We start from the raw sequence: 23,649 nt of genomic DNA, 5'->3' as shown, positions 1-23,649 counted from the left end.
TCTATGTAACAGGACGACTACTCGAATGCGGGGTGAATATCCGTGTCCGGTGGTGGTCGAATTCGTCGTGAACAGACCGTCCCGTTCGTCGGATGTTGTGATGGCTAACCTTCTGCTCACCGCAGTAGTGTCGACGAAATATCCAGTGCGGCAAGGATTCGCGGTGTCATGTGGCACCATGGAGGCAAGCCTCCACTTCCTCCGGCAACGAATGCGAAAACGGACAAAACCGGATCAGAGATTCGTTGCCAGACACCGCCGCAAGGGTGTTAATGGAAGTACCGGGGCGGTTCGAGAACTGGACGACCCGGGTCGGGGAGTTCACATTCATCGCAACAAGAGGAGGCAGAGCCATGCCTACCATCACTTCTCTCGCGCCGACTTCCGGCCCGTCGACCGGTGGCACGAGCGTGGTCATCACCGGTACCGGGTTCGGTGGCGCCACCACGGTTCTATTCGACTCCACCGCAACCACTTTCACGCTCGATTCGGATACGCGGATCACCGCGATCGCGCCCGGCGGAGCGGTCGGCGCCGCGCAGGTCACCGTCACCGACGCGAACGGCGTCAGCAATGCCGTGACCTACGACTACCTCGCGGTGCCCGCGCTCACCGACATCACGCCGAGTCAGGGCGCCACCGCGGGTGGAACCACCGTGGTACTCACAGGCGCCGGTCTCACCGACGTGACCGCGGTCGACTTCGGCGGCACACCCGCGACCTCGTTCACGGTCGACTCCGACACCCAGATCACCGCTGTCACACCGGCGGGCACCGGGATCGCGGCGGTCACGGTCACCGCGCCCGGCGGCGTGAGCGGCGCGGTGACCTACGTGTACGTGGTGGTGCCGAACGTCACGGCGGTCTCGCCCGCATCGGGTGCGGAGGCGGGCGGCACCGCCGTCACGATCACCGGCACCGATTTCAGCGGTCCGTTGACGGTGCGGTTCGGCGGCACGGCGACCTCGTTCACCATCGATTCCGACACCCAGATCACGGCCGTCGCGCCACCCGGAACGGGCACGGTGCAGGTCACGGTCGCCGGAACCGGTGGTGCGGGCACAGGTGTCGTGTACACCTACATCTGAGGCGAAGCGCATCCAGCGCCGTCGGTGACGACCGAGGCGCGGGGCGCTCGACGGTGGAACGACGCGTGCGCGCACGCGCAGGGGCGAGGGGGTTCGCGGTGCCGACCGTGTTGAAAATGCTGCTGGCGGAGCGTCATCTGACGAGTCATCCGGATTTTCTCTCCGTCTACGATCGATGCGCCGCGCAACTCGACCCGCCGGTGCCGCCGGGGCACGGGCCGGCGAAAGCGCAGTACTACCAATGGTTGTCGGGCCGCATGGTCGGGCTGCCGCGCGACTACCACCGCAAGGTGCTCCAGCGCATGTTCCCCGGCTGGACCGTGGAGAGACTGTTCCAGATGGCAGACATCATTCCCTCGGGCGCGCGCGGGCACCGGCCGTCCACACCGGTCGACAGCGAGCTCGAGGCGTTCCTCGGCGCCGATATGGTCGAGCACGGCGCGACTCTGGTCTATCCCGCTCGCGGCGGCTCGGCGGTGATGGTGCCCGAGGGCGATCTGCGCGGGCTGCTGTATGTGTCGGCGCTGTTGCAGCGCAATACCGGTCTGCGCGTGGATTTCCGCAACGATCGCGAGGTCGCCGTGCGCGGTGACCGCCAGTACATCACCTTCGGCGCCGCGGGCGCCGCCCGGTATTCGCTGATGGCCGAGCATCCGCTGTTCACGCTGGGGGTCGGGCGCGGCGAGACGATCGACCACGTGGAGTTGAGCGACGGCGCCCGTTTCGACGCGGGCGGCGATCGCCACATCGGTCTCGTCGCCCGCGTGCGGCCGAGTCCGCGGCTGTATCCCGGTCGGTACTGGTTCCATTGCGCGGGGCCGGGTACGCGTGGCGCGGCGGGTGCGGGCTGGTTCCTGGCGAATCAGTGGAATGCGCTGCACGAGCAGGTCGGCGATCGGGAGTTCGTCGCGGTCGTCGGCGTCCGCGCGCACTCCGACCAGACCTCGGGCTTGGTGACGTTGCTCGTGGCGCCACCCCGCGAACCCTGAACCGCGCGCGCCGAAGTGAAATTCGGCGCGCCGGTGGTTTGGAATGCGGGGCCCGTGGGTAATAAGTCGAATTGGGGATTTCCGTGTGCCGCTTCGTATATCCGGAAATCGCGGAATTCAGAATAGATTCGGCCCGCGACAGGCCATCCTTTACCGCTCCGGTGCCGAATACGAGATGGTTGTGCCGCTCCGGCAGGAAATCTCGCGCATGCCGTGCCGGTGCGGTGCGATCACGGAAAGTCCGGACGTTCGTCCGGGCGTGACATCGAAATTCGACGAAAGAGGCGAGAAGAATGGGTCTGCTCAGTGGTCTGCTCGGCGTGGTCGGCAATGTCGTGACGAGCCTGGTCGGTGTGATCACCGGCCTCGGGGGCGCGCTGTTCTGACCCCTCGCACCGGCGGAGATCTCGCGTCGCGCTCGATCGCGCGAGAATCTCCGCCGCGCCGTGTGAAGCGGCTCGGATGCCCGCCTCGGACACGCTCGACGTGCCGAACGAGGTGGGCATTCCGGTGTGGTACGCCCGTTTGTCGCGGGCGCCGCGCACGCGTGGCGCCCGGTGGTGAGAGGACACGGAATGCTGTTGAGCGTGCTCGGCCAATTGGTCGGCGCCGTACTGGATCTGGTGATCGGACTGCTGGTTCCCTAGCGGGCCCGCCGCATCGTCGTCCGCCGCTCACCCGCCACCGCTGTCGTGAAATCGGAGGTACGGATGAAGTGTGCCCGTCGTGCGGTGCGGCGTTCGATCCGCGTGCTCGTCGTCGCGGTGGCCGTGCAGGCCGCGGCGGCGGCGGTCACCGTCGCCGATGACAGCGTCCTGGATTCCGGCGCCTGTCCCGGCCTCGTCGTGCTCGGTGTGCAGGGGACCGGCCAGTCCTCGCCGGACTCCGCCGTCGGCGAGGATTCCGGCATGCTGGCGTTGGTGCTCGGTCCGTTGCACGGCGTCGGCGACGGTCGTGTGGTCGCGCGCGCGTACGTGCCTTACGCGGCGGGCTTCGGTGGCGCGGTGCCGGGTGCGCGGATACCGTATTCCGCCTCGGCGAGTGCGGGTTTGGCGCGGCTGCGGGAGATGGCAGGCGAGATCGCGGCTCGCTGTCCGCGATCCCAACTCGGATTGATCGGGTATTCCCAAGGGGCACATGTTGTTTCGATGTTCGCGCGGGAAGTGGGGCGCGGTGCGGGTGTGGTCGCGCCCGACCGGGTCGCCTCGGTCGCGCTGCTCGCCGACCCGACGCGCACGCCCGGCGCGCCGACCTTCCCCGGACTCCCCGGCCGCGAGCGACCCGATCCCGCGCCGGGAACCACCGGCGCGCAGGTGGATACCGTCCCCGAATTCGCGCCCGAGGGCCCGTCCGGCGGCGGCATCGGCCCGCTGAGCGATATCGCGGACGATTTCGGGGCGCTGACCGGTCGTGTGGCGTCCCTGTGCCTGCCGGGTGACCTCGCCTGCGACGCGCCCGCAGGCGCGCCGCTACTGCACATGGTCGTCAATATTCTCGGCCAAGCCGATCTGGTCGCCTCGGACCCGCTCGGTTCGCTCACTTCCATCTCCGACGCGGTGGGGGAGACGGTCGGGCGCACCGCGGCCGCGGTCGTCAATCACGATCTGCGCGGCTATTCCCTCGGCACGCTGTCGCTGCGGCCGGAGAAGCCGCTGAGCGTCCGCCTCGCCGAAGCGGCCGACCCGCGCGTCGAGGCCGACGCCGAAATGCGCGCCGCCGCACTGAAACTCGGTACCAGCGCACTCAACACCCTGCTGGCGATCGTCGGTATGGCGTTCACCCCGGACGAGGTCGCGGCCATCGCGACGGCCACCGATCCGCTCGGCGGCATCGAGCGCGTGGTGACCACGATCATCGCCGCCGCGCGTCGCCCGCTGCCGCGGCGCACCGTCTTCGATCTGGTCACCAAGACCTTCGACGCCTTGGGGTATCTGGGCGCCGACGCGAGCGAACTGCTCGATCCGGTGCTGTGGGCGCGCTACACCGACGCGGTGCGCCGCCACCGGGACTATCCGAACGCGGGTTTCGCGGCAGACGGGGAGTCGGCGACGGGGCTGGTGCTGAACTGGTTCACGGCGGTCGCCGAGGATCTCGCCGTGCACCGGATTCCGCCGACACCGCCGTCCATCGTCCCCGACTCCGCTTCGAACGATCCGGCTCCCGACACCACCCCGCTCGTGCCGATCGAGGAATCCGCGCCGGCCGAGCGGTACGCGCCGCCGAGCGGTGCGAGTGTGCCGGTGAATTCGGAGCATCGGGTGCGCCCGGTGTCGGACACCACCTCGCGGCCCCAGAACGGGCAGCGCACGTATCTGCACGCGCTGCTGTTGCTGATGGGCATGGTCGTGTGCGCGGTCTCGGCGAGCTACTACGCGCGCCGCGTGCGGCCGGAATACCTGCTGCGTCCCGTGCCTCGCACGCGAGGCATCGGGTTCCTCCGCTCGGGCCGCACCACCGTAACCGCGCCGCCGCGCCCGCGACGGGGCGCACCGCGGAGCGGGGTGGGCGGATCCGAAGCCGACTCACGTGTGCGAGACGACTCGTGAGCGGGTGCGCCCGCCAACGCGTGTGAGGCGAGTCTCGATGGGGTGCGGCCGGATCGCGGGTATGGGGGCGCGTGTGGGACGACCCTGATGTGTGAAGCTGATCGCGTGGGCGGCCCGAGTTCATGAGGCGCGAACTCGGGCCACCGCGGGTGGTTCCGCTCGATGCGACGGGATGGCTCGGATGGAATGGCTCGTGAACTGCCGATGACGTGCGGTGTGGCTCATTCAGGAAACCGGCGGTCAACGGACCGGTGCGGCTCAACCGGTGTTCACGGACCGTAACGATCGGGTCGATACGCTCGTCGCCGTCGATAGACCTACCTCAGGGGTTGCGATGGGCCGTTACGAGCCTTCCCGCAGGACCGTCCTCACCGCTCTGACCGCCGTCGCCGCATTTCCGGTGGGCGGACTCACTGTGCTCGCGTCCACTTCCGAGGCGGTGATGGCCCGCGACCTCGAGGTGCTCACGGTGAGCGACCAGTCCGTCGCGGTGAGCTGGACGACCGCCGTGGCCGACCCGCTCGGGCGGTGGCGTCCGGTCGAGGCGGATACCGAACTCGCCCTCGGCCCCGCGGATTCGCGCAGGCCGCCGCCTGTGGTGTATTTCGATCCGACGCCGACCGCTTTCCACTATGTCGAGATCAGCGGACTGGAGCCGGGACGGCGGTACTGGTTCGAGGCGCGGTCGAACGGGGTGCGCGCGGTGTCGGGGGTGACGCTGCGCTGGTGGAACGACGAGCAGCGGCACGAGTTCCGCACGCTCACACCGCCGCCGGGGCGACTGCTGCGCACCCTCGCGCTGGCCAACGACCTGCACTACGGCGAGGAGGTGAGCGGACAGATCCTGGCGGTGCTGCCGACCGGCGTGCGTCAGGAACCGGGGATGCCGCCGTATCCGGCGGTCATGCTGGACGCGCTGTTGGCCGACGTGCGCGCACCCGATCGCGCGGCGGACCATCTGATCCTGGCGGGCGACCTCACCAGCGACGGCCGCCCGACCGAATCGCGCGCGCTGCGAGACCGGCTCGACGCCTTCGGCGAATTCGGCCGGGACCTGTTGGTGTGCCGCGGCAATCACGACCGGCCGCGCGTCGGTGCGCACTGGCAGTCGGGCGTCCGGCTGTCCGGTACCGAACACCACGACTGCTGGGGGCCGTATTTCCTGCCGAGGCAGCGGCTCTACGACTACGACCTCGACGGGCTGCGGGTGATCGGACTCGACACCACCGACCTCGACGGCGCGGGCGGCGGCATCGACGCCGACCAGATGTCGCGGCTGCGCACCCTGCTGCGCGCGGAACCCGACCGTCCCACCCTGGTTTTCGGACATCACCCGGTGACGCGCGAGTCCGGTATGAGCAATCTCGGCGGCCCCGGCTTCGTGTTGAACCGACGCGACGGCGCGACGCTGCACCAGCTCTACGAGCGCGCGCCGGGGGTGTTCCTGCACCACAGCGGTCACACGCACCGCAACCGGCGCACCCGCCCCGACACCGCCGTCCCGGTGGAATTCCTCGAAGTGGCCTCGATCAAGGAATACCCGACCGGCTACGCGCTGCTGCGGCTCTACGAGGGCGGGTACATGGTCACCTTCCAGACCACTCGGACGGCCGCCGCGCGGCGCTGGAGCGCACGCACCCGCACCCAGCTGTTCGGGCTGCAGCAGCGCTACAGTCTCGGGTCGCTCGCCGACCGCAATCACGTGGTGCGCCGCGACATGTCGGGGATCAGGCGGGCCCGCAAGTCGAACGCGCCCGCGCTGCGGACCCGACATCGCGGCGTGCCAACCGTTGCCCATCGCTGAACTCGGAAGTCATTCGCCCACAGTCGCTTTCATCCAGTCGAGGACGGCCTCGCGGTAGCCGGCGGTATTGCGGGCGAGGTTCACCGAGTGTCCGCTGTCGGGCAGAACGTAGGTGCGCAGCCGGGCGGCGGGGGAGAAGTAGGGCGCCTCGGCGGCATACAGGGCGGCGCTGTCCCGGCAGACGGAATAGGCCGGGCCGCAGGACAATCGGTCCAGGCTGCCATTCACCAGGAGTACCGGGACGTCGATGCGGGCGGACATGCCCGGCAGCGTCGAGGTGAGGCCGTCGGGGTATTCGGTGAGCGAGAAGGTCTCCTTGCTCGCCTCGTCGAGCGCGAGCACACGCGGGTCGACATTGCCCGCGCCGAAGAAGTTCTGTTCGCGTGTACCGGGTCTGGTGACGAGGTAGCCGGAATCCAGGTCGCGCCCGGCGAATACCGGGTCATCGGCGGCGGGGTGGTAGGTGCCGATGACGCCGAGCACTTCGGGGATGTTCAGTGCGTGGGAATAGCCGGTCAGCAGTACGCCGTCGACGTCGCGATAGGCGGTGGCCTCCATCACCGAGGTGCCCGAACTCAGCGAATGCCCCGCGGTGACGACCTTGCCGAACGGCGCTGCGCCCGCGACTCCGCCGCGCAGCGCACCAACGATGCCGTGCAAGGCGTCGGCGGTGGCGGTGGCGGTGAGCGACAGGCTCGGCGGTCGGCTGCTCGCGCCGTTGCCGAGGCGATCGGCCACCAGGGTCGCGTATCCGGCGGCGTTCATGGCGCGTCGGAAGTTGTAGGTCTGCGGTTCGTAGGGGAAATCCCAGTAGGTGTGGTTGTAGTTGGAGCCTGCCATCAGCACCATCACGGTGTCGGTCGGGCGGTCGGGCAGGCACAGGGTGGCGGCCAGCGTGCCCTGCGGTACGGGGAAGCCGATGTCGCGGCAATTATCTTGTGGCGCAGTGGGTTCGGCTTCGGCAACGGCGGGCGTGAGACACAGCAGTGCCGCCACGGCGGCCGCGGCCGCGGCTCGGATCGAGCTTCGCAAGTGCTGCACTCCCTGCGGTATCGGCGTGTGACATGCCTCTTCCGGTGACGGAGGCTAGCGGGCGATCCGTGCGGTGCGCAAGAGCTCGCGCAGGGCGAACCGATCGCGGGTGCGGGTGGAATCGCCGGTGCGCAGCGCGTTCTCGGCTCAGCTATCGCGCGGCAAGGGTTTGTGCCATGCTCCCGTCATATGTGCGTGCATCTGTGCGCACGGTCGACCACGGCGGTCGGCGGGAGTTCTGGAGAGGTTCGATCTGCCATGTACGACTCGGGCGCGCGGGTGGCGCATTTCGTCGGCAGTTTCCCGGCGGGGAGTACCGAGGAGGCGATGCGGGCGATACTCGACGGCGCGGGTTCGCGTCTGTTCAGCTTGCCCACGGGGGAGACCGGTCGGTACGAGTGGTACATCACGCCGATCATCGAGGATCTCGTCGCCCAAGGGGTGCTCGAGGTCAAGCGGCACGGCACGGCTCGGTCGAGTCGTGAGCGGACGATCCATCGCGTTCCGGATGGTGTCGAACTGACAGGCGAGGCAATGGAACTCGGCTACCGGCGCGAGGCCGAGGAGGCTTTGCCGCTGTTCCGGCGGTTCCGCGCGGAACGCGACCTGCCCGGCCTTGCCCTCCAGATCGGCATGCCTACCGATTTCACCCTGGCCTTCATCGCGTTGGGACCCGGCGGTATCCGCGCGCACCGCGCCGCCTTTCGCGATGCGACGGTCCGCGATATCGCCGCGATCCGAGCGGCGGCCGGTGACGATGTCGTCGTGCAGCTGGAGGCGACCGCCGAGATGATCTCCATGGTGAAAGCCCGGCCGCTGCACCGGATCGCGGACGCGGCCGTCGGACTCGGAAAGAACATCGCGGCACTGGCCGCGGCCGCGCCCTCGGGTACCCGATTCGGCGTGCACCTGTGCCTCGGCAGTATGAACAACCGGTCTCGCGCGATACCGCGAGACGCCCGCCCACTCGTCGACCTGGCGAATTCCGTTGTGCGTCAGTGGCCTTCGGGGCGACCGCTGGAGTACCTACACGGCCCGCTCGCGGCGGGCGCCGTCCCGCCCGCCACCGACGCGAGGTTCTACGCGCCACTACGCGAGCTGGACCTACCGCCCGGAACCCGGTTCATCGCCGGATGCGTACACGAAACACCCTCGTGGACAGCGCAGCTCGATACCCTGCGGATGATCGAGGACGCACTGGGTCGCCCGGTGGACGGCGTCGCGAGCGCGTGCGGACTCGGTCGTCGTCCGCGCACCGTCGCGGACGCGATGGTGGCCCGCGCCGCCGCGTTGTGCGTTGCGCCTTGAGTATTCGAGCGGTGCGGCCGACGCCGAGGACGACGGGTTTCGGTGGTTCACGCCGCCGTGTTGTGCGTTGCGCCTCGAGTATTCGATGCGGTGCGGCCACCGCGGAGCACGGCGAGTTGGGTGGCCCGCGCCGCCGCGCCCTGAACGTTCAGACGGTGCGGCCGATGCCGCCGAGGACGACGAGTTTGGTGGCGGGCAGGTCGTCGTCGAGCCAGTCCTGCACGGTGACCACGCCGGGTTCGAGCACGTCGAAGCCCTCGAGCAGGGCCGCCACCTCGTCACGGGTGCGGTAGCGGGGCTGCGCCGAACTGCCCGCCGTCGAACTCGACGAGCGGTCGATGAAGTCGGCGTGGGTGTCGACGGTGGCGTGGGTGAAAGCCAGATAGCTGCCCGGCGCGACGGCATCGCGCAAGGTGGCGATGATGCCCGCCGGGTCCTCGTCGTCCATGATGTAGTGCAGGACGCCGACGATCAGGATCGCGACCGGTTGGTCGAAGTCGATGAGCCTTTCGGCGCGCAACTGTTCGAGAATGGCCGCGGGACGGCGGATGTCGCCCAGTACGGCGGTCACCCCGGCCGTGCTGCCGAGCAGGGCGTTGCTGTGCACATGCACGACCGGATCGTAGTCGACGGCGACCACGCGCGCCGACGGCTCGATCTTCTGGGCGATCTCGTGCACGTTCGGCGAGATCGGGATGCCCGCGCCGATATCGATGAACTGCCGCACGCCCGCTTCGGCCGCGAATTCGACCGCGTGCAAAAGGAATCGGCGGCTGAACCAGGCGGTTGTCCTGGTATCGGGCGCCACGGACAGCATCTGGTGCGCGAGGATCTGGTCGACCTCGTAGTTGTCCTTGCCGCCCAACATGTAGTTGTAGACGCGCGCCGCGTTCGGCTTGGTGGGATCGGCGCCGACGGGCACCCGTTGGGTCCGCGGCGTCGCGCCGTCTTCGGTATCCCGGCTCATTGCCGTCACATTACTGTCCGCGCGCGAGCCCGCCGGGCGTGACCGACATCTTCGCCGCCGGATTGCGCATTTCGGTCACCGTCGACGGGTGTCCGCGTCGGAGTCGCGACACCTGAAACCTCCCTGTGCGGCGGATCTTTCGCAAATGCGACCAATCGGCGATTGCGGTAGTATTGCGGTCAAGGGGGATCGGTGGCGGTAACCGGTGCATTCATCAATCGGAGCGCATATGTGGTCAACCGTAAAATTGGCCTCTACCTGCATAGATTGTGATAGCTGAAATGTATCGTCCCATAGTTTGAGTTCTGCGCAACGTAGTCGGTCATGTCCGTAGCCGGGTGGTTGCTATCGGCTCGCGCTGCGTCGGGAATCGCAGCGGAGTGAGCGGCACGGTCACGGCCGGATCGGACAGATGCGAAATATGGTGCAGCGCTACACCTTCCCGCAACGCCCACGGACTGACCTCGAGCTGGTCGATGCCGAATTCGGTCATGGTGGCCTCGGCGATCATCGCCCCGGCGAGCAGTTGTCGGGCGCGCGAGGGCGCGACCCCGCGTAATCGGGTGCGTTCGCGCGCCGACAGACACGCCAGTCTGCCGACCGTGGCACGCACGCTGTCGCGGCTGAGCGGGCGCTGCGCCCACGGCCGATGCCGCTGCGGACCCGCGCCCGCGATGCGCGCGAGCTGCTTGAAGGTCTTCGAACTGCCGATCACCCGGCGCGGACCGCCCTCGCGCAGCAGCGGATCGCGGACTTCGGCCAGACAGGCGCGGATATGGCGGCGCAATCCCGCGCGCTCCGGCAGCGAGGGCGGGTCGCCGATCAGGAAACCGCGCGTGAGCAGGCGCGTGCCCAACGGCAGCGACAGGGTCAAGCTCGGTTCGGCGTCGCTGCCGAACGCCAATTCGGTACTGCCGCCGCCGATGTCGAGGCTCAGCAGCGGCCCGGCCTGCCGTCCGCTCCAACTCCGCACGGCCAGATACGTCAGGTGCGCCTCCTGGGCGCCGGACAGGAACTGCGGCCGGATCCCGACCGCGCCGTCGATGCGGTCGAGCACATCGTCGCGGTTGGGCGCGTCCCGGATCGCGGCGGTGACGAAGGCGTAGAAGCCGTCGATATCGCAGCGACGCGCTTCCGCGAGCACCCGGGTGACACCATTCACCGTGCGGCGCACGCCCGCGCCGCCGATCGTGCCGTCGCACTCGATATATCCCTCGAGCCGCAACGGGCGCTTGATCGCCCGGACCGGACGCAGCGGTCCGCGGGCGGACCCCTCCACGACGACTAGTTGCGCCGCATGCGAACCGATGTCCAGGATTGCGAGTCTCATGGACGCGTTCTACCCGCATTCACCCGCTTATACCGAAATTTTTACCTATCTGTCACCGGTCGGGAACCTCGCGTCGACAACCTGGCGCGGGCGCGGAAACCGTTCCGCGGTAAGGAATCAGGTGATCAGCGGGTCGCGGGGCATGCCGAGGATGCGTTCGGCGATCTGGTTGCGGGTGATCTCGGAGGTGCCGCCCGCGATGGACATGGCGCGCGCGCCGAGGGTCATCATGCCGACCACGGCGGACTGCCCTTCGGCCAGCGCCAGTTCGGGTCCGGTGATCGCGGACATGATCGCGGTCTGCTCACTCCAGTGTTGGGCCTGTTTGAGTTTGGTGATGTTGCCCTCGGGGCCGGGACCCGCGCCTTCGATACTGCGCACGGCCCTGCGCAATTCGAGCAGCCGGACGGCGTGTTCGTCGGCGAGGAACTGTCCGATCCGCACCTCGGCGCCCGCGAGTCGGTGTGCGTGCTCGCGCGCCATCGGCATCAGCATGTCCTCGGCGAAGGAACCCGCCGCCGAGCCGCCGCCGATGCTCACGCGTTCGTTGCCGAGCGTCGCGCGGGCCACGCGCCACCCGGCGTTCGGCGTGCCGACCACGTCCTCGTCGGGCACGAACACGTCCTGGAAGAAGACCTCGTTGAATTCCGAGGTGCCGAGCAGGGTGCGCAGCGGCCGCACCAGCACGCCCTCGGCCCGCATATCGATGATCATCGCGGTGATACCCGCGTGCTTGGGCGCGTCGGGGTCGGTGCGCACGGTCGCCAGGCCGCGGCTAGCCACGTGCGCGCCGCTGGTCCACACCTTCTGACCGGTGACCCGCCAGCCGCCGTCCACCCGGATCGCCCGCGTCTTGACCGCCGCCGCGTCCGAGCCCGCCTCGGGTTCGGAGAACAGCTGGCACCACACCTCCTCGCGCAGCAGCGCCTTCTCCACGTATCTGTCGATCTGGTCGTCGGTGCCGTGCTGGATCAGGGTGAGGATCACCCAGCCCGTGATCGAGTAGTCGGGGCGTTTCACTCCCGCCAGCGCCATCTCTTCGTCGATGACCAGCTGTTCGACCGCGCTCGCGGACCGGCCCCACGGCTTCGGCCAGTGCGGCATGAGGTATCCGGTGGCGATCAGTTCGCGATGCCGGTCCGATTCGTCGAGCGCCGCGATTCGCTCGGTGTCCGAACGGATTCCGGTGCGCAGCACCTCGGCTTCGGCGGGCAGGTCGAGGCTGTTGCGCCGGACCGTGCCCGCCGCTGTGAGCGCGTACACCTGCGCGGCGGGCGCGTCGCCGCCGAACAGCGCGCGCAGGGCGAGCGCGCGGCGCAGGTGCAGGTGCGCGTCGTGTTCCCAGGTGAAGCCGATGCCGCCGTGGATCTGGATGTTCAGTTCGGCGTCGCGCACGTAGGCGGGGAAGGCGAGGGCAGCGGTGGCCGCGGCGATCAGCTGGAATTGCGCCGCCTCCGGAGTTCGGGCCGCAGCCTTGGACCGCGCCACGGCCTGAGTCTCGGCCGCAGCCTTGGACCGCGCGTCGTCCGCGGCGCGTGCCGCGTCCCACACGGTGGCGACCGCGGACTCGGCGGCCACGAACATGTCGGCGCAATGATGTTTGACCGCTTGGAAAGTCGCGATGGTCCGACCGAATTGCGTACGCGTCTTCGCGTATTCGACGGCGTCGGTGACACAGTCGCTCGCGCCGCCGACCGCCTCGGCCGCGAACAGCGTGCGCGCGATGGCCGTCGCGGTATCGCGAGCGCCGGGCAGCACGGCGAGCGGTCGCACCTCGGACAATGTCACGTGACCTGAACGCCGCGTCGGATCGAGATTCGGCGGCGCCGACACCGTGACACCGTCCGCCGTGCGCTCGACCACGAGCACATCCGGTCCCGCGCCGAGCAGCAACAGATCCGCGGTGGGCGCGCCGAGCACGACTCCGGCATCGCCGCGCGCGCGGCCGTCGGCGGTGATCTCCAGATCGCCTGCCGGTCCGACGCCCGCGGTCACCGAGCCGTCGATCAAACCGGGTAGGAGACGCTCGCGCTGTGCGGCGGTTCCGCACGCGGCCACCGTCGCCGAGGCGACCACGGTCGGTACGAACGGGCCGGGCGCGACCGCGCGGCCGAACTCCTCGACCACCACCACCAGTTCGGCCAGGCCGTATCCGCTTCCCCCGTATTCGGCGTGGATGTGCAGGCCAAGCCAGCCGAGTTCGGCTATTTCCGGCCAGAACGAGGGCAAGCTGTCCTCGGCGGCCTCCAGCATCGCTCGCGCGGCCGCGCGAGCCTCTCGTCGTTCGAGCAGTGCGCGCACCACCTCGCCGAGTTCGCGATGGTCGTCGGTCAATCCGATACCCATGGGGTCCTCCACGGTGGGGTCGCACGGTCAGGCGTTACGAACGTTAGCGACCGGAAGGGAATCCGCGTGGGCGAACGGGGCAGCCCCGTTGCTGCGCGGTGGGCAACAGGTGGTCGAATCGCGTGTGGGTCCGGGCGCCCGCGCCGCCGAATTCGCTCGGCGCTTCGACCAGCCGCTGCGCCGAGAGCCGGATCTCGACACAAGTCTCCTGTGGAAAGCGCAGGTCAGGCGGTTCGTACGGCGGACCGCGGCGTTCGCGCCGCCGACCTCGGGCAGGCGACCGTGGTAGCGTCGGTATTTCTCGGCAAGGACTGTTCGGGACCGCCGTCGGTGGTCCGATTCGCCCGGTGACCGCGCGGTTCGTGGCGGGTGCGACGCTCCGGCTCAAGTGTCGCGGCGAGCACGCCAACGACGGAGGACGGTCGAAGGAACGGTCACGGTATGCGCAATCTCCTGTTCGACAGCTATGATCTCGGAGCGACCGAGGACTTCCTCGTCGACGCCTACACCTCGATGAGTATCACCGACGACAGTGCGCGCGGGGTGCGGACCCGAGTGCGCCGTGACATGCTCGGCCCGGTGAGTCTGGACCGGCTCCGGTTCGGATTCGACATGAGCTACGACGCCGACGCGCTGCACAAGGTGTGCCTGTGCACGATGCATTCCGGGTCGATCGAGGAAACCGTCCGCGATACCGGCGTCGGCGCGTTCGTACCCGGAGAGATCGGCATGCTGACCCCGCCGGAACTGCCCTATTCGGGGGTGGTCCGCTCGGCCGACTACAGCGTCACCATGTTCGATACCGCCCTGCTCGACCGCGCCGCCGCCGACGCGCGGACCCCGGTGCGGATCACCGGCCCCCGCCCGGTGTCCGCCGCGGCTGGGCGACTGCTGTCGGAGGTGGTCGAGCATCTGCGACGGCTCGCCGCCGACCCCGACGCCTGTTCCGACCTGGTGTCCGCGACCGCGGTCGACTATCTGACGGCCACCGTCCTGCACACCATGCCGACCACCGCCGTGGTCGAACCGACCACCCTCGACCGCCGCGACGCCCGCCCCGACACCGTGCGCCGCGCCGTCGCTTACATCGAATCCCATCTGGGCGAAAGCATTTCGGTGGTCGATATCGCCGCCGCCGCGTGCGTCACGGTGCGCGCCCTGCAACTGGCGTTCCGCCGCCACCTCGACACCACCCCCGCGCGATACCTGCGCCGCCTGCGCCTGGCCGCCGCCCACGAACACCTGATCGCCGCCGACCCCGCCGACGGCGCCACCGTCACCTCGGTCGCCTACGAGTGGGGTTTCGCCCACCCCGGCCGCTTCGCCATCGCCTACCGCCGCGCCTACGGCTGCGCCCCGGTCACCACCCTGCGCTCCTGAGTGGCGCATCGCACGCCAGGATGTTGGTGCGCGCGCCGATTCGTGGGTAGTGCGAGGACGAGGCGACCGCACCGTCGACCGCCCCCCTCCAAGCAGCCGTTCGCGGCCCACGGACTCTCGCACCAGGAGATGATCACGTGAACGTCCACACCACGACGCCTCGAACCGAAACCCCGAATCGGAGCGCTACGCCGCGCCGCGAGGAGGTCGCGGAATGCTTCGGCACCGCACGCTCCGGCCGCGGCATCCTGATCGCCTGGATAGTCCTCGTCATCGCCGCGAGCCTGCTTGTCGTCCTGCTCTGATCCCCCGGCTGCTCAGGCCCGTCACCCGGCCGGGTAGAAGAGGAACAGGACGCAGCCGCTCGAGGTCGAGGGAATGTGCCACGACCCGGCGGGCGCGTGCAGGAACGTGCCTGCCGGGTAGTCGCGCGCGCCGTCGTTGAACACGCCTGCCACGACGTAGACCTCCTCCGGACCCGGCTCGTGGATATCGCGACGCGGCCACGAGGCGCCGGGATCCATTTCCAACACGGCCGCGTGCGCGCCACCGGGGTCCTTCCAGAGCGGGCGCACGCGGACGCCCGGAAAGGGCTCCCGGACAATCGATTCCGATATGTGGGTGGAGAAATAGCCGGGCTGGTCGAGAATTTCGGGATGCATGGTGTCCACAATGCCCGTAGGTGAACCCAATTGGCCTTCCTCGCTGGAACTTCCGAATGCGGCACGTTGCTGATCCATCACGCCTCCTGAGCGGTCGTCGGTGCGTACCGGTCACTCGGGACCGCTGTACCCGCGAACCGCCGCTCGAACCATCCGGCGACCACTTCGCGGTGGGGTACCGGATTCCGTCGCCTCCCCCTGGGGGCTCGGGCGCCTACCGGATCGGTCGACCCGCCGGTAGTCCGAGGTCGTAGCCCTGCTGAGCGGCCGACGTACCGCGTTGGGTACCGGCGATTCTCGGACAGTCGATCATGGCCGGGGCGCCACCGTCGTATAGTCCAAGACACCTGACTCGACACTAGTCCACCGGGCGCTCCCGGTGCGGCGTCGGGCCGGGCGACTCGCACCACACGACGAAGGCGGCCTCGAGATGCTTGACACCAGTCGGACCCTGCACGGCCGGGTGGCCCTGGTCACGGGAGCCGCGCGCGGCCAGGGGCGGGCACACGCGGTGCGGCTGGCGCGCGAGGGCGCCGACATCGTTGCCATCGATATCTGTGGCTCCGTCTCCGACACCGTCACCTACCCGCCCGCCACCGGCGAGGACCTCGCCGAGACCGCGCGCGCGATCGAGGCCGAGGGCGGCAAGGCGCTCGCCCGCGCGGTCGACATCCGGGACTTGAGCGCACTGCAGGCGGTCGTCGCCGACGCGGTCGCGCGATTCGGCCGCCTCGACATCCTCGTGGCGAACGCGGGCGTGCTCAGCTGGGGCAGGCTGTTCGAACTGTCGGAAGAGCAGTGGGACACCGTCATCGACGTGAACCTCAACGGCACCTGGCGCACGGTTCGCGCCGCCGTGCCCGCCATGATCGAGGCGGGCAACGGCGGGTCGATCGTGATCGTCAGCTCCTCGGCCGGTCTGAAGGCCACGCCGGGCAACGGCCACTACGCGGCCTCCAAACACGGACTCGTCGGCCTCACCAACTCGCTCGCGCTCGAAGTGGGGGAGTACGGCATCCGGGTCAACTCCATCCACCCGTACTCGGTCGACACCCCCATGATCGATCCCGACGCGATGATGAAACTCTTCGCCGAATACCCGTCGTTCCTGCACAGCTTCCCGCCGGTGCCCTACCGTCCCGCCACGTCGGACGGCGCCGACGGCCGCGGCGGTTTCATGCCGCCCGAAGAGGTCGCCGACATCGTGGCGTGGCTCGCGGGCCCGGGTTCGGGGTCGACCACCGGCAATCAGATCGCCGTCGATTCGGGCGCCCTCAAGTACTGAGCCGGGCTACCGGGATGGCAGGCCGAGCACGTGTTCGGCCAGGTGGTTGAGCGCGAATTCGTTGCTGACCGGCCCCGACCTGGACAGGCGCGTGTCGAGGTAGAGGTCGAGCCAGCCCTCGCGCTCGTCCCAGGCGTCCGCGCCGAAGACCCGCATGGCGTGGTCGGCGGCGTCGAAGGAGAGTTCCGAGGCGAGGAGTTTGACGGCGTTCGCTTCGGCGGCGATCGCCTGCGGTGAGCCGTCGGCGTCGACGGTCGCCGCGGCACGGTGCAGTAGCAGTCGGACGGCGCACGCGCGGGCGTGCAGGTGGGCGAGCGGGTGGGAGATCGCCTGGTTCGCGCTGATCGGCTTGCTCCGGGAGATGACGCGCTCCTTGGCGCGCGCCACACCGCGGTCGATGCAGTAGGTGGCGGTGCCCGTGCAGATCGCGGCCGTGAGCACGCGTTCCACGCCCGCGAACGGCCACAGCGTGAACAGTCCAGCGCCTTCCGCGCCGACGAGGTCGGTGCCCGGCACCGCCACATCGTCGAATTCCAGCTGGAACTGCCGGACGCCCTCGCGGTAGCCCATGGGGATCTCGGTGATGGTGGCGCCCGGTGCGCGCGGGTCGACGAGCAGCGTGGTGAAGCCGGCGGCGGGTCCGTCGCCCGGGGTGCGTCCGAGCACGAGGACGCGTTCGGCGACATCGAGTCCCGAGGTGATCCGCTTGAGTCCGTTCACCACGAAATCCGCACCGACGCGGCGGATTTCGGTGCCGGTGCCGAAGACGTTGTGTCCGGTGTCCGGTTCGGTGGCCGCCATGGCGAGGTGGCTCGCGCCCGCGGCGATCCTGGGCAGCCAGTGCTCGCGGGCCCGGTCGGGGCCGACGCGGTCGATCGCGTACGCGACGGCGGTGGACAGCACCGGCATCCACAGCACGATGCCGCGCTCGGCGAAGGCTTCGAGCACCAGCGCGGCGCCGAGCAAGCCGCCTTCGGCTCCGCCGTGTTCGCTCGGGATCAGCAGACCCGCCCAGCCGTTGGCGCGAAACCGCTCCCACAGCCCGGGATGCATTTCGCCGTGGTCGATCAGGTGGCCGCGGATCTCGGCGGCGCGCGGGGCGAATTCGGCCGCGAGGTCGCGGGCCGCAGCCTGGATGGCGCGGTGTTCGGCGGACAGCTCGAACGGGGTGGTCGCGGTGATCATCGGAACTCCTGGAAGCCGGGCTTCGGGTGACCTCGGCAGAGTAACACTCCGGAGTTTTAGTCGGTAGGCCGATTCAGTGCCCGTACAGGGGCGTGACGGCCTCGCCATCGGCGAGCACCGCGCCTGCCTCGTCGAGCAGTTGGATGCGGACGCGACCGCTGACCGGCCGCGCGGGCGTCGACCTGCGCGGGCCCGGGTCGACGGCGACGGCCGCGACGGCGGCGTCCACCAGTTCGTCCAGATAGGCCGTCGCCGACCCCGGAATCTGACCGGCCAGCCACTGCTGCGCCACGGCGTGCGCGGGCCCGGTGATCACGGCGACCAGCACCGTCATGGGCAGTTCGCGGACCGTACCGCGTTCGACGAACGGCGTCAGAAACTCCCGGTACGCCCCGCCCACCTCGGTGTTCATCGCCCGCAACTCGTCGCCCGCGGCGGTTGACCAGTCGAGTCGGCCCTGCGCGTAGAGGAAACGGGCGCGCGCGGGATTGCGCTCGACCCACGAAAGATGCTGCTCGATGACGCCCCCGATGGCCTCGCGCGGCGTACTCGGCCCGCGCTCGAGCACGCGCCGATAGCCGTCCTGGATCGACCGGATGGACTCCACGTAGAGCGCGCCCGCGATCGCCTCCTTGGTGGGGAAGTGGTGGAACAGCGCGCCGTTGGACACGCCGCTGCGCTCCCGGATCCTGGCTATCGTCGTGCGCTCGTAGCCCTCGGTGGTGAAGCAGTCGAGTGCGGCGCGTAAGACTTCGTCACGAACTCCCATGCGCTGACAGAGTAATGCTCCGGAGCGGCCGTGGATATCGCGACATCGCGACGCGACGGAGGTTCGGATAGAACGTCTGTTCGATTGCGGGTATGGTCTCGGTTCATGTCCGACCCCGACCGCATCGACTTCGCCAGAGCGCAGGTGGAGGATGTGCGCCGCGCGCTGCTCGACGCCGCGGCCTTCGGCAAGACCTTGCGGCCCGCCCCGCTGGAAGGTCTCGCGGGCAAGCTCGCGGCGGCGCTGCGCATCTACCGCGAGGTCGGCGAACAGGGTGAGTGAGCCCCGCCGGATCTCGCGGGCGGGCACGCGGATCACCCGCGCTGGATTACCGAGGTGCTCCGACATCGAGGATCCGCGCCGCGGATTCGATCGACGACACCGCTCGGTGCCGCTTCGGCGGGCCGTCCCGATCCAACGGAAACACTGTGGTCGGATCGACGGTGTCGATCGGCGGTGAATGGGCATCCGTGCCGCATGACGACACATGCTCGCCGTCCCGCAGCGACGGGTCGGCCGTTCTCCCCTTCGCCCCGCACTGCCGCGCCACTGTTCGCGCGCGCCGACGACCCGGATTCGCGAGTCCACCGTGGTCGCGAAGCGCTCGTTGTGCTCGGTATCGCTTGGGCCGCACTGGCGTTGCCGGTCGCGGTGTGGCCGGGCCGGTCGGTAGCGACCCTCGAGCTGCTGTTCGGACTCGTACTCGCCCTCGGTGCGGGCGCGCAGATATTCCTCGCCGCAGGCGCGCGTTTCGCGACGCCGCTGCGGGTGCTGCTCGTGGTGTGCGGCCTGATCTCGGCAGGCTTCGCGCTCATGTGCGTGAGCGGCGGCAATTCGGTGCCGATGCTCTCGATGTGGCTCGGGATCGGTTGGGCGACAACGGGTATCGGCCTGGCCAATGTCGCGGTGTGGGACGACGAACTGGCCCGTCCGCTGCGACACGAACTGGTCGGGCTCGCCGTGCTGTTCGCCGGGGTCCTGCTGCTGTTGCTGCCGTTGGACTCGGTGACGGCACTGGCCATGGTCGCCGCGGCCGCCATGATCCTGCTCGGCGCGGCGCACGTGCTGCTGGCGGGCGTCGGACGCGGCGAAGTCGTCCCGGCCTGGACGCGACGAATCCGCAGGCCCGCCCGCCCCGTCGCGCACCGGCCCGCCGCGCACTTCCCCAACCCTTTCCAGGGTCCGCGACCTGCTTCGAGCCGATAGAACGGGTAGCGCCCGCTGGTTTCGATCGCGGGATCGGGGTACCTGCCGACCAGAGGAGGTGATCGACATGCCGAAGGAATGGACGGACAAACAGGAACGGCAGTACGAGCACATCAGGGATTCCGCCGAGGATCGCGGCACCTCGGAAAAGCGGGCGAAGGAGATCGCCGCGCGGACGGTGAACAAGAACCGCGCGCAGGCCGGTCAGACCCGGACGGCGAGCCGCACCTCGGTCGAGGACAAGTCGCCGCAGCAGCGCGGCGGTCAGCGTTCGGGCACGCGTAGGCCGAAGGGGCCGACCCGCGACCAGCTGTACAACGAGGCCAAGAAGCGCGATATCGACGGCCGCTCCAAGATGTCGAAGTCCGAGCTCGCCCACGCGCTCGGGCGGGACTGAGCCCGCGGCCCGCTCGTTTCGGGCCCCTACCCGCGGTAGCTTCGGCGCGCTACCGCCGACCGCCCCGTATCTCGCCCGCGTGCGGGAACTGGGTGGTCCACGCGATGGTCTCGCGCGCGATCACCTCGTTGACCCGGTGCGAGAACTCCCTGAGAAGTCCCATGCGGCGGTCGATTTCGCCGTTGGAGTTGGCCGAGGCCCGTGACACCGACGCCCATTCGAGCTGGAAATCGCACATCATCGCGTTGATCGACTGAACGCAGCGCGTATCGCGCGTCCACGCGGTGGAGACACCGAAGAACCGGTCGATCGCCGCGCACCCGACGGCGCAGGCCAGCAGGACATACCCCCAGCTCGGGTTGAGGGTGTCGAGGCCTGCGGTGGTTGCGAGCGGCACCAGGATTCCGACGAGACCGAGCACGATCATGGTCGCGGTGAGCGCTAGGCTGGTGCGCTGCTTGACGCGTTTGTCCTTCGCGTACCAGTCGCGCGCGTCCATCGCGTACGCCTCGACGCGGTGGAAAAGCCAGGCGAGTGTCTCATCGGAACTCGACCAGTCGGCGGAGCGCAGATCCAGCGAAGAGGGTACTCCGAAGTCCTGCGAGCGCTCCCCGCCGATGGGCAATCGGTGCTCGGTCACCGCCGTACTGTATCGCCCGCGCCGATGCCACGCGCGCCCGCCTTCCGACTGCGCGACGCGAGCGCGGCTACGGTCGCGCGATTCTTCGGCAACCCGTGCTACTCGGTGCCGCAACAAGTCTCGGACCTGCGACGATATCCGCTCCGGCCGCTTTCGGGTACGGTTGTGCCGGTTTCCGGCATGCGGTGCGCGGCGCCCCGACCGGCCGCTCGGTGTTGTCTCGCACCGCGCCAACGCTTTCCGTACGACGCGCGCGCGGGCGACGGCTGCGATGCTGCCGGGCAAAGGATTCGGGCGCGGCCGGTGAACAGCGGGTGAACCGTGCGCTCAGAACGCCGCGCCGACGATCCGGAATCCGATGTGGCCGCTCGAGGTGTCCGCGCTCGCGCCCGAGCGCGCCGAGGTGCGGTAGCGGCGGCAGTAACTTTCGTGACACATATGCGATCCGCCGCGAATCACGCCGCGCCGGTCGCCGCGGCGCGGATCGAATTCCCCGGTGGTCCATTCCCAGACATTGCCGGTGGTGTGGAACAGCCCGAAACCGTTGGGGGCGTAGTCGTGCACGGGCGCGGTGAAGGTGGCGCCTGCGGGCGTACTCGACGAACCGGGGAATTCGCCGCGCCAGATGTTCATCATGGCCGCGCCGCCTGGATCGCGCTGCGAGCCCCACGGATAGGGCTGCCCGCTCAGCCCGCCCCGGCACGCGAACTCCCACTGCGCCTCGGTGGGTATCGCCGTGCCGCTCCACGCGCAGTACTCCCGCGCGTCCGCGAGCGAGACGTGCACTACCGGATGGTCGGCGAGATCGCGCCGCGCGTCGATCTCGGCGCGCGGACCCGCCGGATGCCGCCAGTCCGCGCCGCCGACCACCGCCCACCACGGCGTATCCGCGATACGCGGATGCTCGCGATCGTGCTCGGGCAGCGCTGCCTCGAATACCAGCGAGTCGCCGAAGCGTTCGGCGTCGGTGACGTAGCCGGTGGCGGCGACGAAGGCGTCGAACTGCGCGACGGTCACCGTGGTCGCGGCGATCGCGAACGGCGCCACCGTCTCGCGCCGCACCGGCCCCTCGCCGTCGAGCGGGTAGATATCCGGGTCCGCGCTGCCCATGAGAAATTCGCCGCCCGCCAGTGACACCATTTCCGGCGATATCGAATCCGGCGCGGCGTTCGTCGCGGCGGCCGCCGTGCGTTTCACTTCCGATTCCGGCCGTGTAACTTGACTGGGGGTGCAGCAGTTATTGCGCATACCCGATTATGGCGCGCGGTTCGACCGTGATCACGCGCGATCCACGAACAACATGGGCTGGGAGTATCGATGACCGAACGTTCCGCGGAAAACGTCGTTATCGTCCATTGGCACGACCTCGGTCGGCATCTCGGAGTCTACGGTCACGATTCGGTGCGCAGTCCGCGCGCCGACGCGCTGGCCGCCGAGGGCGTGCTGTGCACCCGCGCACACGCAACGGCCCCGCTGTGCTCGCCGTCGCGCGGGTCGCTGTTCACCGGCCGGTACCCGCACAGCAACGGCCTCGTCGGGCTGGCCCACCACGGCTGGGAGTATCGGCCGGAGGTTTCGACGCTGCCGGCAATCCTCTCGCGAACAGGCTGGCACACCGCGCTGTTCGGCATGCAGCACGAGTCCTCGTTCCCGCGGCGGCTCGGTTTCGACGAGTACGACGTCACCAACTCCTACTGCGAGTACGTCGTGGACAGGGTGCGCACCTGGCTCTCGGACGCGCCAGCGAAACCGTTCCTGCTCACCGCCGGATTCTTCGAGACCCACCGCCCCTATCCGGCCGATCGGTACCGGCCCGCCGACGCGGCGTCCATCGAGGTGCCCGACTACCTGCCCGATACCCCGGAAGTCCGCGCGGACCTGGCGGAATTCCACGGCTCGATCGAGGTCGCCGACGCCGCGCTCGGCGAGATCCTTGACGCGCTCGCCGACAACGGGCTCGACGAGAGCACGTGGGTGGTGTTCCTCACCGATCACGGGCCCGCCTTCCCGCGCGCCAAATCCACACTCTACGAACCCGGCACCGGCATCACCGTGATCATCCGTCCGCCCACCGGCCTCGGCGTCGCGCCGCTGGTCTACGACGAGCTGTTCAGCGGCGTCGACCTGGTGCCGACCCTGCTCGAACTGCTCGGCGTCGAGGTGCCCGAGGATGTGCAGGGCATCTCGCACGCCGCCCAACTGGTCACCGACCGCGCCGCCGACCCCGCCCGCACGGAGGTGTTCACCGAGAAGACCTATCACGACGCCTTCGACCCCATCCGGGCCATCAGGACCAAGGAGTTCAGCTACATCGAGAACTACGCGCGGCGCCCGATCCTGGAGCTGCCATGGGACATCGAGGACAGTCCGTCCGGTCGCGCGGTGGCCGATCAGGTGTCTGGCGAACGTCCGGCATCCGAACTGTACGACCTGGTCCGCGATCCAGGGGAGACGCACAACCTACACGGCGACCCCCGGTATCTCGAGGTCGCCGAGGGGTTGGCGCTGCGCCTGCACGAGTGGCGCGAACGCACCGGCGACGTGATCCCGTCGGAGTTCGTCGGTACCAGGATCTCCGAGCGATACACCCAGACCTACGCCTTGATCAAGGGCCTGGAATTGCCGTCGCGCAAGGCGTTGAGCGAACATCGCGGCGTCGCGGACAGCTCGTCGTGATATTCGAAGAATGGCGGATCACGGAAAAGTCAATATTTT

The 23,649-nt window shown here is 69.2% G+C and carries 22 protein-coding genes; 13 read left to right on the top strand and 9 right to left on the bottom strand.

What is annotated here, in order from left to right; all coding sequences use genetic code 11:
• Positions 1–353: 353 nt before the first annotated feature.
• The 5 genes from IT779_RS10990 (at position 354) to IT779_RS10975 (ending at position 6,427) form a co-directional block, all read left to right on the top strand.
• Positions 354–1,088: an IPT/TIG domain-containing protein gene (locus IT779_RS10990; RefSeq protein WP_198428345.1), complete on the top strand. Its 735-nt coding sequence runs from the start codon at positions 354–356 to the stop codon at positions 1,086–1,088.
• A gap of 98 nt (positions 1,089–1,186) precedes the next feature.
• A complete protein-coding gene (locus IT779_RS10985; RefSeq protein ID WP_196149117.1) occupies positions 1,187–2,077 on the top strand; it encodes a hypothetical protein in 891 nt (296 codons plus the stop codon).
• 512 nt (positions 2,078–2,589) lie between these two features.
• Positions 2,590–2,724, top strand: a complete 135-nt coding sequence (locus IT779_RS38475; protein WP_269781559.1) for a hypothetical protein — start codon at positions 2,590–2,592, stop codon at positions 2,722–2,724.
• 63 nt (positions 2,725–2,787) lie between these two features.
• Positions 2,788–4,623, top strand: a complete 1,836-nt coding sequence (locus IT779_RS10980; RefSeq protein WP_196149116.1) for a cutinase family protein — start codon at positions 2,788–2,790, stop codon at positions 4,621–4,623.
• A 334-nt stretch (positions 4,624–4,957) separates the two neighbouring features.
• Positions 4,958–6,427, top strand: coding sequence for a metallophosphoesterase (locus tag IT779_RS10975; RefSeq protein ID WP_196149115.1), 1,470 nt, complete (start codon positions 4,958–4,960; stop codon positions 6,425–6,427).
• A 9-nt stretch (positions 6,428–6,436) separates the two neighbouring features.
• Here IT779_RS10975 and IT779_RS10970 read toward each other — a convergent pair whose 3' ends face one another.
• The gene (locus IT779_RS10970; RefSeq protein WP_232541595.1) at positions 6,437–7,459 is read right to left on the bottom strand and encodes an alpha/beta hydrolase; all 1,023 of its coding nucleotides are present in this window, start codon (positions 7,457–7,459) and stop codon (positions 6,437–6,439) included.
• A 258-nt stretch (positions 7,460–7,717) separates the two neighbouring features.
• Here IT779_RS10970 and IT779_RS10965 point away from each other — a divergent pair, with 258 nt between their 5' ends.
• Positions 7,718–8,767: a hypothetical protein gene (locus IT779_RS10965; RefSeq protein WP_196149114.1), complete on the top strand. Its 1,050-nt coding sequence runs from the start codon at positions 7,718–7,720 to the stop codon at positions 8,765–8,767.
• Between the two features lie 148 nt (positions 8,768–8,915).
• Here the strand turns inward: IT779_RS10965 and IT779_RS10960 are convergent, their stop codons facing one another.
• The 3 genes from IT779_RS10960 to IT779_RS10950 form a co-directional block, all read right to left on the bottom strand.
• On the bottom strand, positions 8,916–9,734 hold the full coding sequence (locus IT779_RS10960) for an SAM-dependent methyltransferase (protein ID WP_196149113.1): 819 nt from the start codon (positions 9,732–9,734) through the stop codon (positions 8,916–8,918).
• Between the two features lie 322 nt (positions 9,735–10,056).
• Positions 10,057–11,064 carry a Ppx/GppA phosphatase family protein gene (locus IT779_RS10955; protein ID WP_196149112.1) on the bottom strand — a complete coding sequence of 336 codons (1,008 nt, stop codon included), beginning with the start codon at positions 11,062–11,064 and terminating at the stop codon, positions 10,057–10,059.
• A 117-nt stretch (positions 11,065–11,181) separates the two neighbouring features.
• The gene (locus IT779_RS10950; protein ID WP_196149111.1) at positions 11,182–13,410 is read right to left on the bottom strand and encodes an acyl-CoA dehydrogenase; all 2,229 of its coding nucleotides are present in this window, start codon (positions 13,408–13,410) and stop codon (positions 11,182–11,184) included.
• A gap of 441 nt (positions 13,411–13,851) precedes the next feature.
• On the opposite strand from IT779_RS10950, the gene IT779_RS10945 reads away from it, so the two are divergent.
• On the top strand, positions 13,852–14,790 hold the full coding sequence (locus tag IT779_RS10945) for a helix-turn-helix domain-containing protein (RefSeq protein ID WP_196149110.1): 939 nt from the start codon (positions 13,852–13,854) through the stop codon (positions 14,788–14,790).
• 137 nt (positions 14,791–14,927) lie between these two features.
• On the top strand, positions 14,928–15,095 hold the full coding sequence (locus IT779_RS10940) for a hypothetical protein (protein ID WP_196149109.1): 168 nt from the start codon (positions 14,928–14,930) through the stop codon (positions 15,093–15,095).
• A 21-nt stretch (positions 15,096–15,116) separates the two neighbouring features.
• On the opposite strand, the gene IT779_RS10935 is transcribed toward IT779_RS10940, so the two are convergent.
• Positions 15,117–15,452 (bottom strand): cupin domain-containing protein, encoded by a 336-nt coding sequence (locus tag IT779_RS10935; protein ID WP_196149184.1) that lies wholly within the window; start codon positions 15,450–15,452, stop codon positions 15,117–15,119.
• A 430-nt stretch (positions 15,453–15,882) separates the two neighbouring features.
• On the opposite strand from IT779_RS10935, the gene IT779_RS10930 reads away from it, so the two are divergent.
• Positions 15,883–16,737, top strand: coding sequence for a mycofactocin-coupled SDR family oxidoreductase (locus tag IT779_RS10930; protein ID WP_196149108.1), 855 nt, complete (start codon positions 15,883–15,885; stop codon positions 16,735–16,737).
• 6 nt (positions 16,738–16,743) lie between these two features.
• Here the strand turns inward: IT779_RS10930 and IT779_RS10925 are convergent, their stop codons facing one another.
• Together IT779_RS10925 and IT779_RS10920 are read right to left on the bottom strand one after the other, a co-directional pair.
• Positions 16,744–17,922: an acyl-CoA dehydrogenase family protein gene (locus tag IT779_RS10925; RefSeq protein WP_196149107.1), complete on the bottom strand. Its 1,179-nt coding sequence runs from the start codon at positions 17,920–17,922 to the stop codon at positions 16,744–16,746.
• A 73-nt stretch (positions 17,923–17,995) separates the two neighbouring features.
• On the bottom strand, positions 17,996–18,691 hold the full coding sequence (locus tag IT779_RS10920; protein ID WP_196149106.1) for a TetR/AcrR family transcriptional regulator: 696 nt from the start codon (positions 18,689–18,691) through the stop codon (positions 17,996–17,998).
• Between the two features lie 105 nt (positions 18,692–18,796).
• On the opposite strand from IT779_RS10920, the gene IT779_RS10915 reads away from it, so the two are divergent.
• The 3 genes from IT779_RS10915 (at position 18,797) to IT779_RS10905 (ending at position 20,294) form a co-directional block, all read left to right on the top strand.
• Positions 18,797–18,973: a DUF6374 family protein gene (locus tag IT779_RS10915; RefSeq protein WP_196149105.1), complete on the top strand. Its 177-nt coding sequence runs from the start codon at positions 18,797–18,799 to the stop codon at positions 18,971–18,973.
• A 195-nt stretch (positions 18,974–19,168) separates the two neighbouring features.
• Positions 19,169–19,897: a DUF308 domain-containing protein gene (locus tag IT779_RS10910; RefSeq protein ID WP_196149104.1), complete on the top strand. Its 729-nt coding sequence runs from the start codon at positions 19,169–19,171 to the stop codon at positions 19,895–19,897.
• Between the two features lie 67 nt (positions 19,898–19,964).
• A complete protein-coding gene (locus IT779_RS10905; RefSeq protein ID WP_196149103.1) occupies positions 19,965–20,294 on the top strand; it encodes a plasmid stabilization protein in 330 nt (109 codons plus the stop codon).
• A gap of 49 nt (positions 20,295–20,343) precedes the next feature.
• On the opposite strand, the gene IT779_RS10900 is transcribed toward IT779_RS10905, so the two are convergent.
• Complete coding sequence (locus IT779_RS10900) at positions 20,344–20,934, bottom strand: SLATT domain-containing protein (protein ID WP_196149102.1); 591 nt, start codon at positions 20,932–20,934, stop codon at positions 20,344–20,346.
• A 327-nt stretch (positions 20,935–21,261) separates the two neighbouring features.
• A complete protein-coding gene (locus IT779_RS10895; RefSeq protein ID WP_332838744.1) occupies positions 21,262–22,131 on the bottom strand; it encodes a formylglycine-generating enzyme family protein in 870 nt (289 codons plus the stop codon).
• A 120-nt stretch (positions 22,132–22,251) separates the two neighbouring features.
• On the opposite strand from IT779_RS10895, the gene IT779_RS10890 reads away from it, so the two are divergent.
• On the top strand, positions 22,252–23,610 hold the full coding sequence (locus IT779_RS10890; protein ID WP_196149101.1) for a sulfatase family protein: 1,359 nt from the start codon (positions 22,252–22,254) through the stop codon (positions 23,608–23,610).
• The last annotated feature ends 39 nt before the right edge of the window (positions 23,611–23,649 follow it).

Origin of the sequence: Nocardia bovistercoris, from assembly GCF_015674855.1 — a bacterium.
GTDB lineage: Bacteria > Actinomycetota > Actinomycetes > Mycobacteriales > Mycobacteriaceae > Nocardia > Nocardia bovistercoris.
The sequence above is the reverse complement of the archived record's forward strand: the minus strand, read 5'-3'. Positions and strand labels throughout refer to the sequence as shown.

Coding starts and splice junctions, on each gene's coding strand:
- IT779_RS10990 (WP_198428345.1), top strand. CDS start 354: ATGCCTACCATCACTTCTCTCGCGCCGACTTCCGGCCCGTCGACCGGT.
- IT779_RS10980 (WP_196149116.1), top strand. CDS start 2,788: ATGAAGTGTGCCCGTCGTGCGGTGCGGCGTTCGATCCGCGTGCTCGTC.
- IT779_RS10975 (WP_196149115.1), top strand. CDS start 4,958: ATGGGCCGTTACGAGCCTTCCCGCAGGACCGTCCTCACCGCTCTGACC.
- IT779_RS10965 (WP_196149114.1), top strand. CDS start 7,718: ATGTACGACTCGGGCGCGCGGGTGGCGCATTTCGTCGGCAGTTTCCCG.
- IT779_RS10960 (WP_196149113.1), bottom strand. CDS start 9,734: ATGAGCCGGGATACCGAAGACGGCGCGACGCCGCGGACCCAACGGGTG.
- IT779_RS10955 (WP_196149112.1), bottom strand. CDS start 11,064: ATGAGACTCGCAATCCTGGACATCGGTTCGCATGCGGCGCAACTAGTC.
- IT779_RS10950 (WP_196149111.1), bottom strand. CDS start 13,410: ATGGGTATCGGATTGACCGACGACCATCGCGAACTCGGCGAGGTGGTG.
- IT779_RS10945 (WP_196149110.1), top strand. CDS start 13,852: ATGCGCAATCTCCTGTTCGACAGCTATGATCTCGGAGCGACCGAGGAC.
- IT779_RS10935 (WP_196149184.1), bottom strand. CDS start 15,452: ATGCATCCCGAAATTCTCGACCAGCCCGGCTATTTCTCCACCCACATA.
- IT779_RS10930 (WP_196149108.1), top strand. CDS start 15,883: ATGCTTGACACCAGTCGGACCCTGCACGGCCGGGTGGCCCTGGTCACG.
- IT779_RS10925 (WP_196149107.1), bottom strand. CDS start 17,922: ATGATCACCGCGACCACCCCGTTCGAGCTGTCCGCCGAACACCGCGCC.
- IT779_RS10920 (WP_196149106.1), bottom strand. CDS start 18,691: ATGGGAGTTCGTGACGAAGTCTTACGCGCCGCACTCGACTGCTTCACC.
- IT779_RS10915 (WP_196149105.1), top strand. CDS start 18,797: ATGTCCGACCCCGACCGCATCGACTTCGCCAGAGCGCAGGTGGAGGAT.
- IT779_RS10910 (WP_196149104.1), top strand. CDS start 19,169: ATGACGACACATGCTCGCCGTCCCGCAGCGACGGGTCGGCCGTTCTCC.
- IT779_RS10905 (WP_196149103.1), top strand. CDS start 19,965: ATGCCGAAGGAATGGACGGACAAACAGGAACGGCAGTACGAGCACATC.
- IT779_RS10890 (WP_196149101.1), top strand. CDS start 22,252: ATGACCGAACGTTCCGCGGAAAACGTCGTTATCGTCCATTGGCACGAC.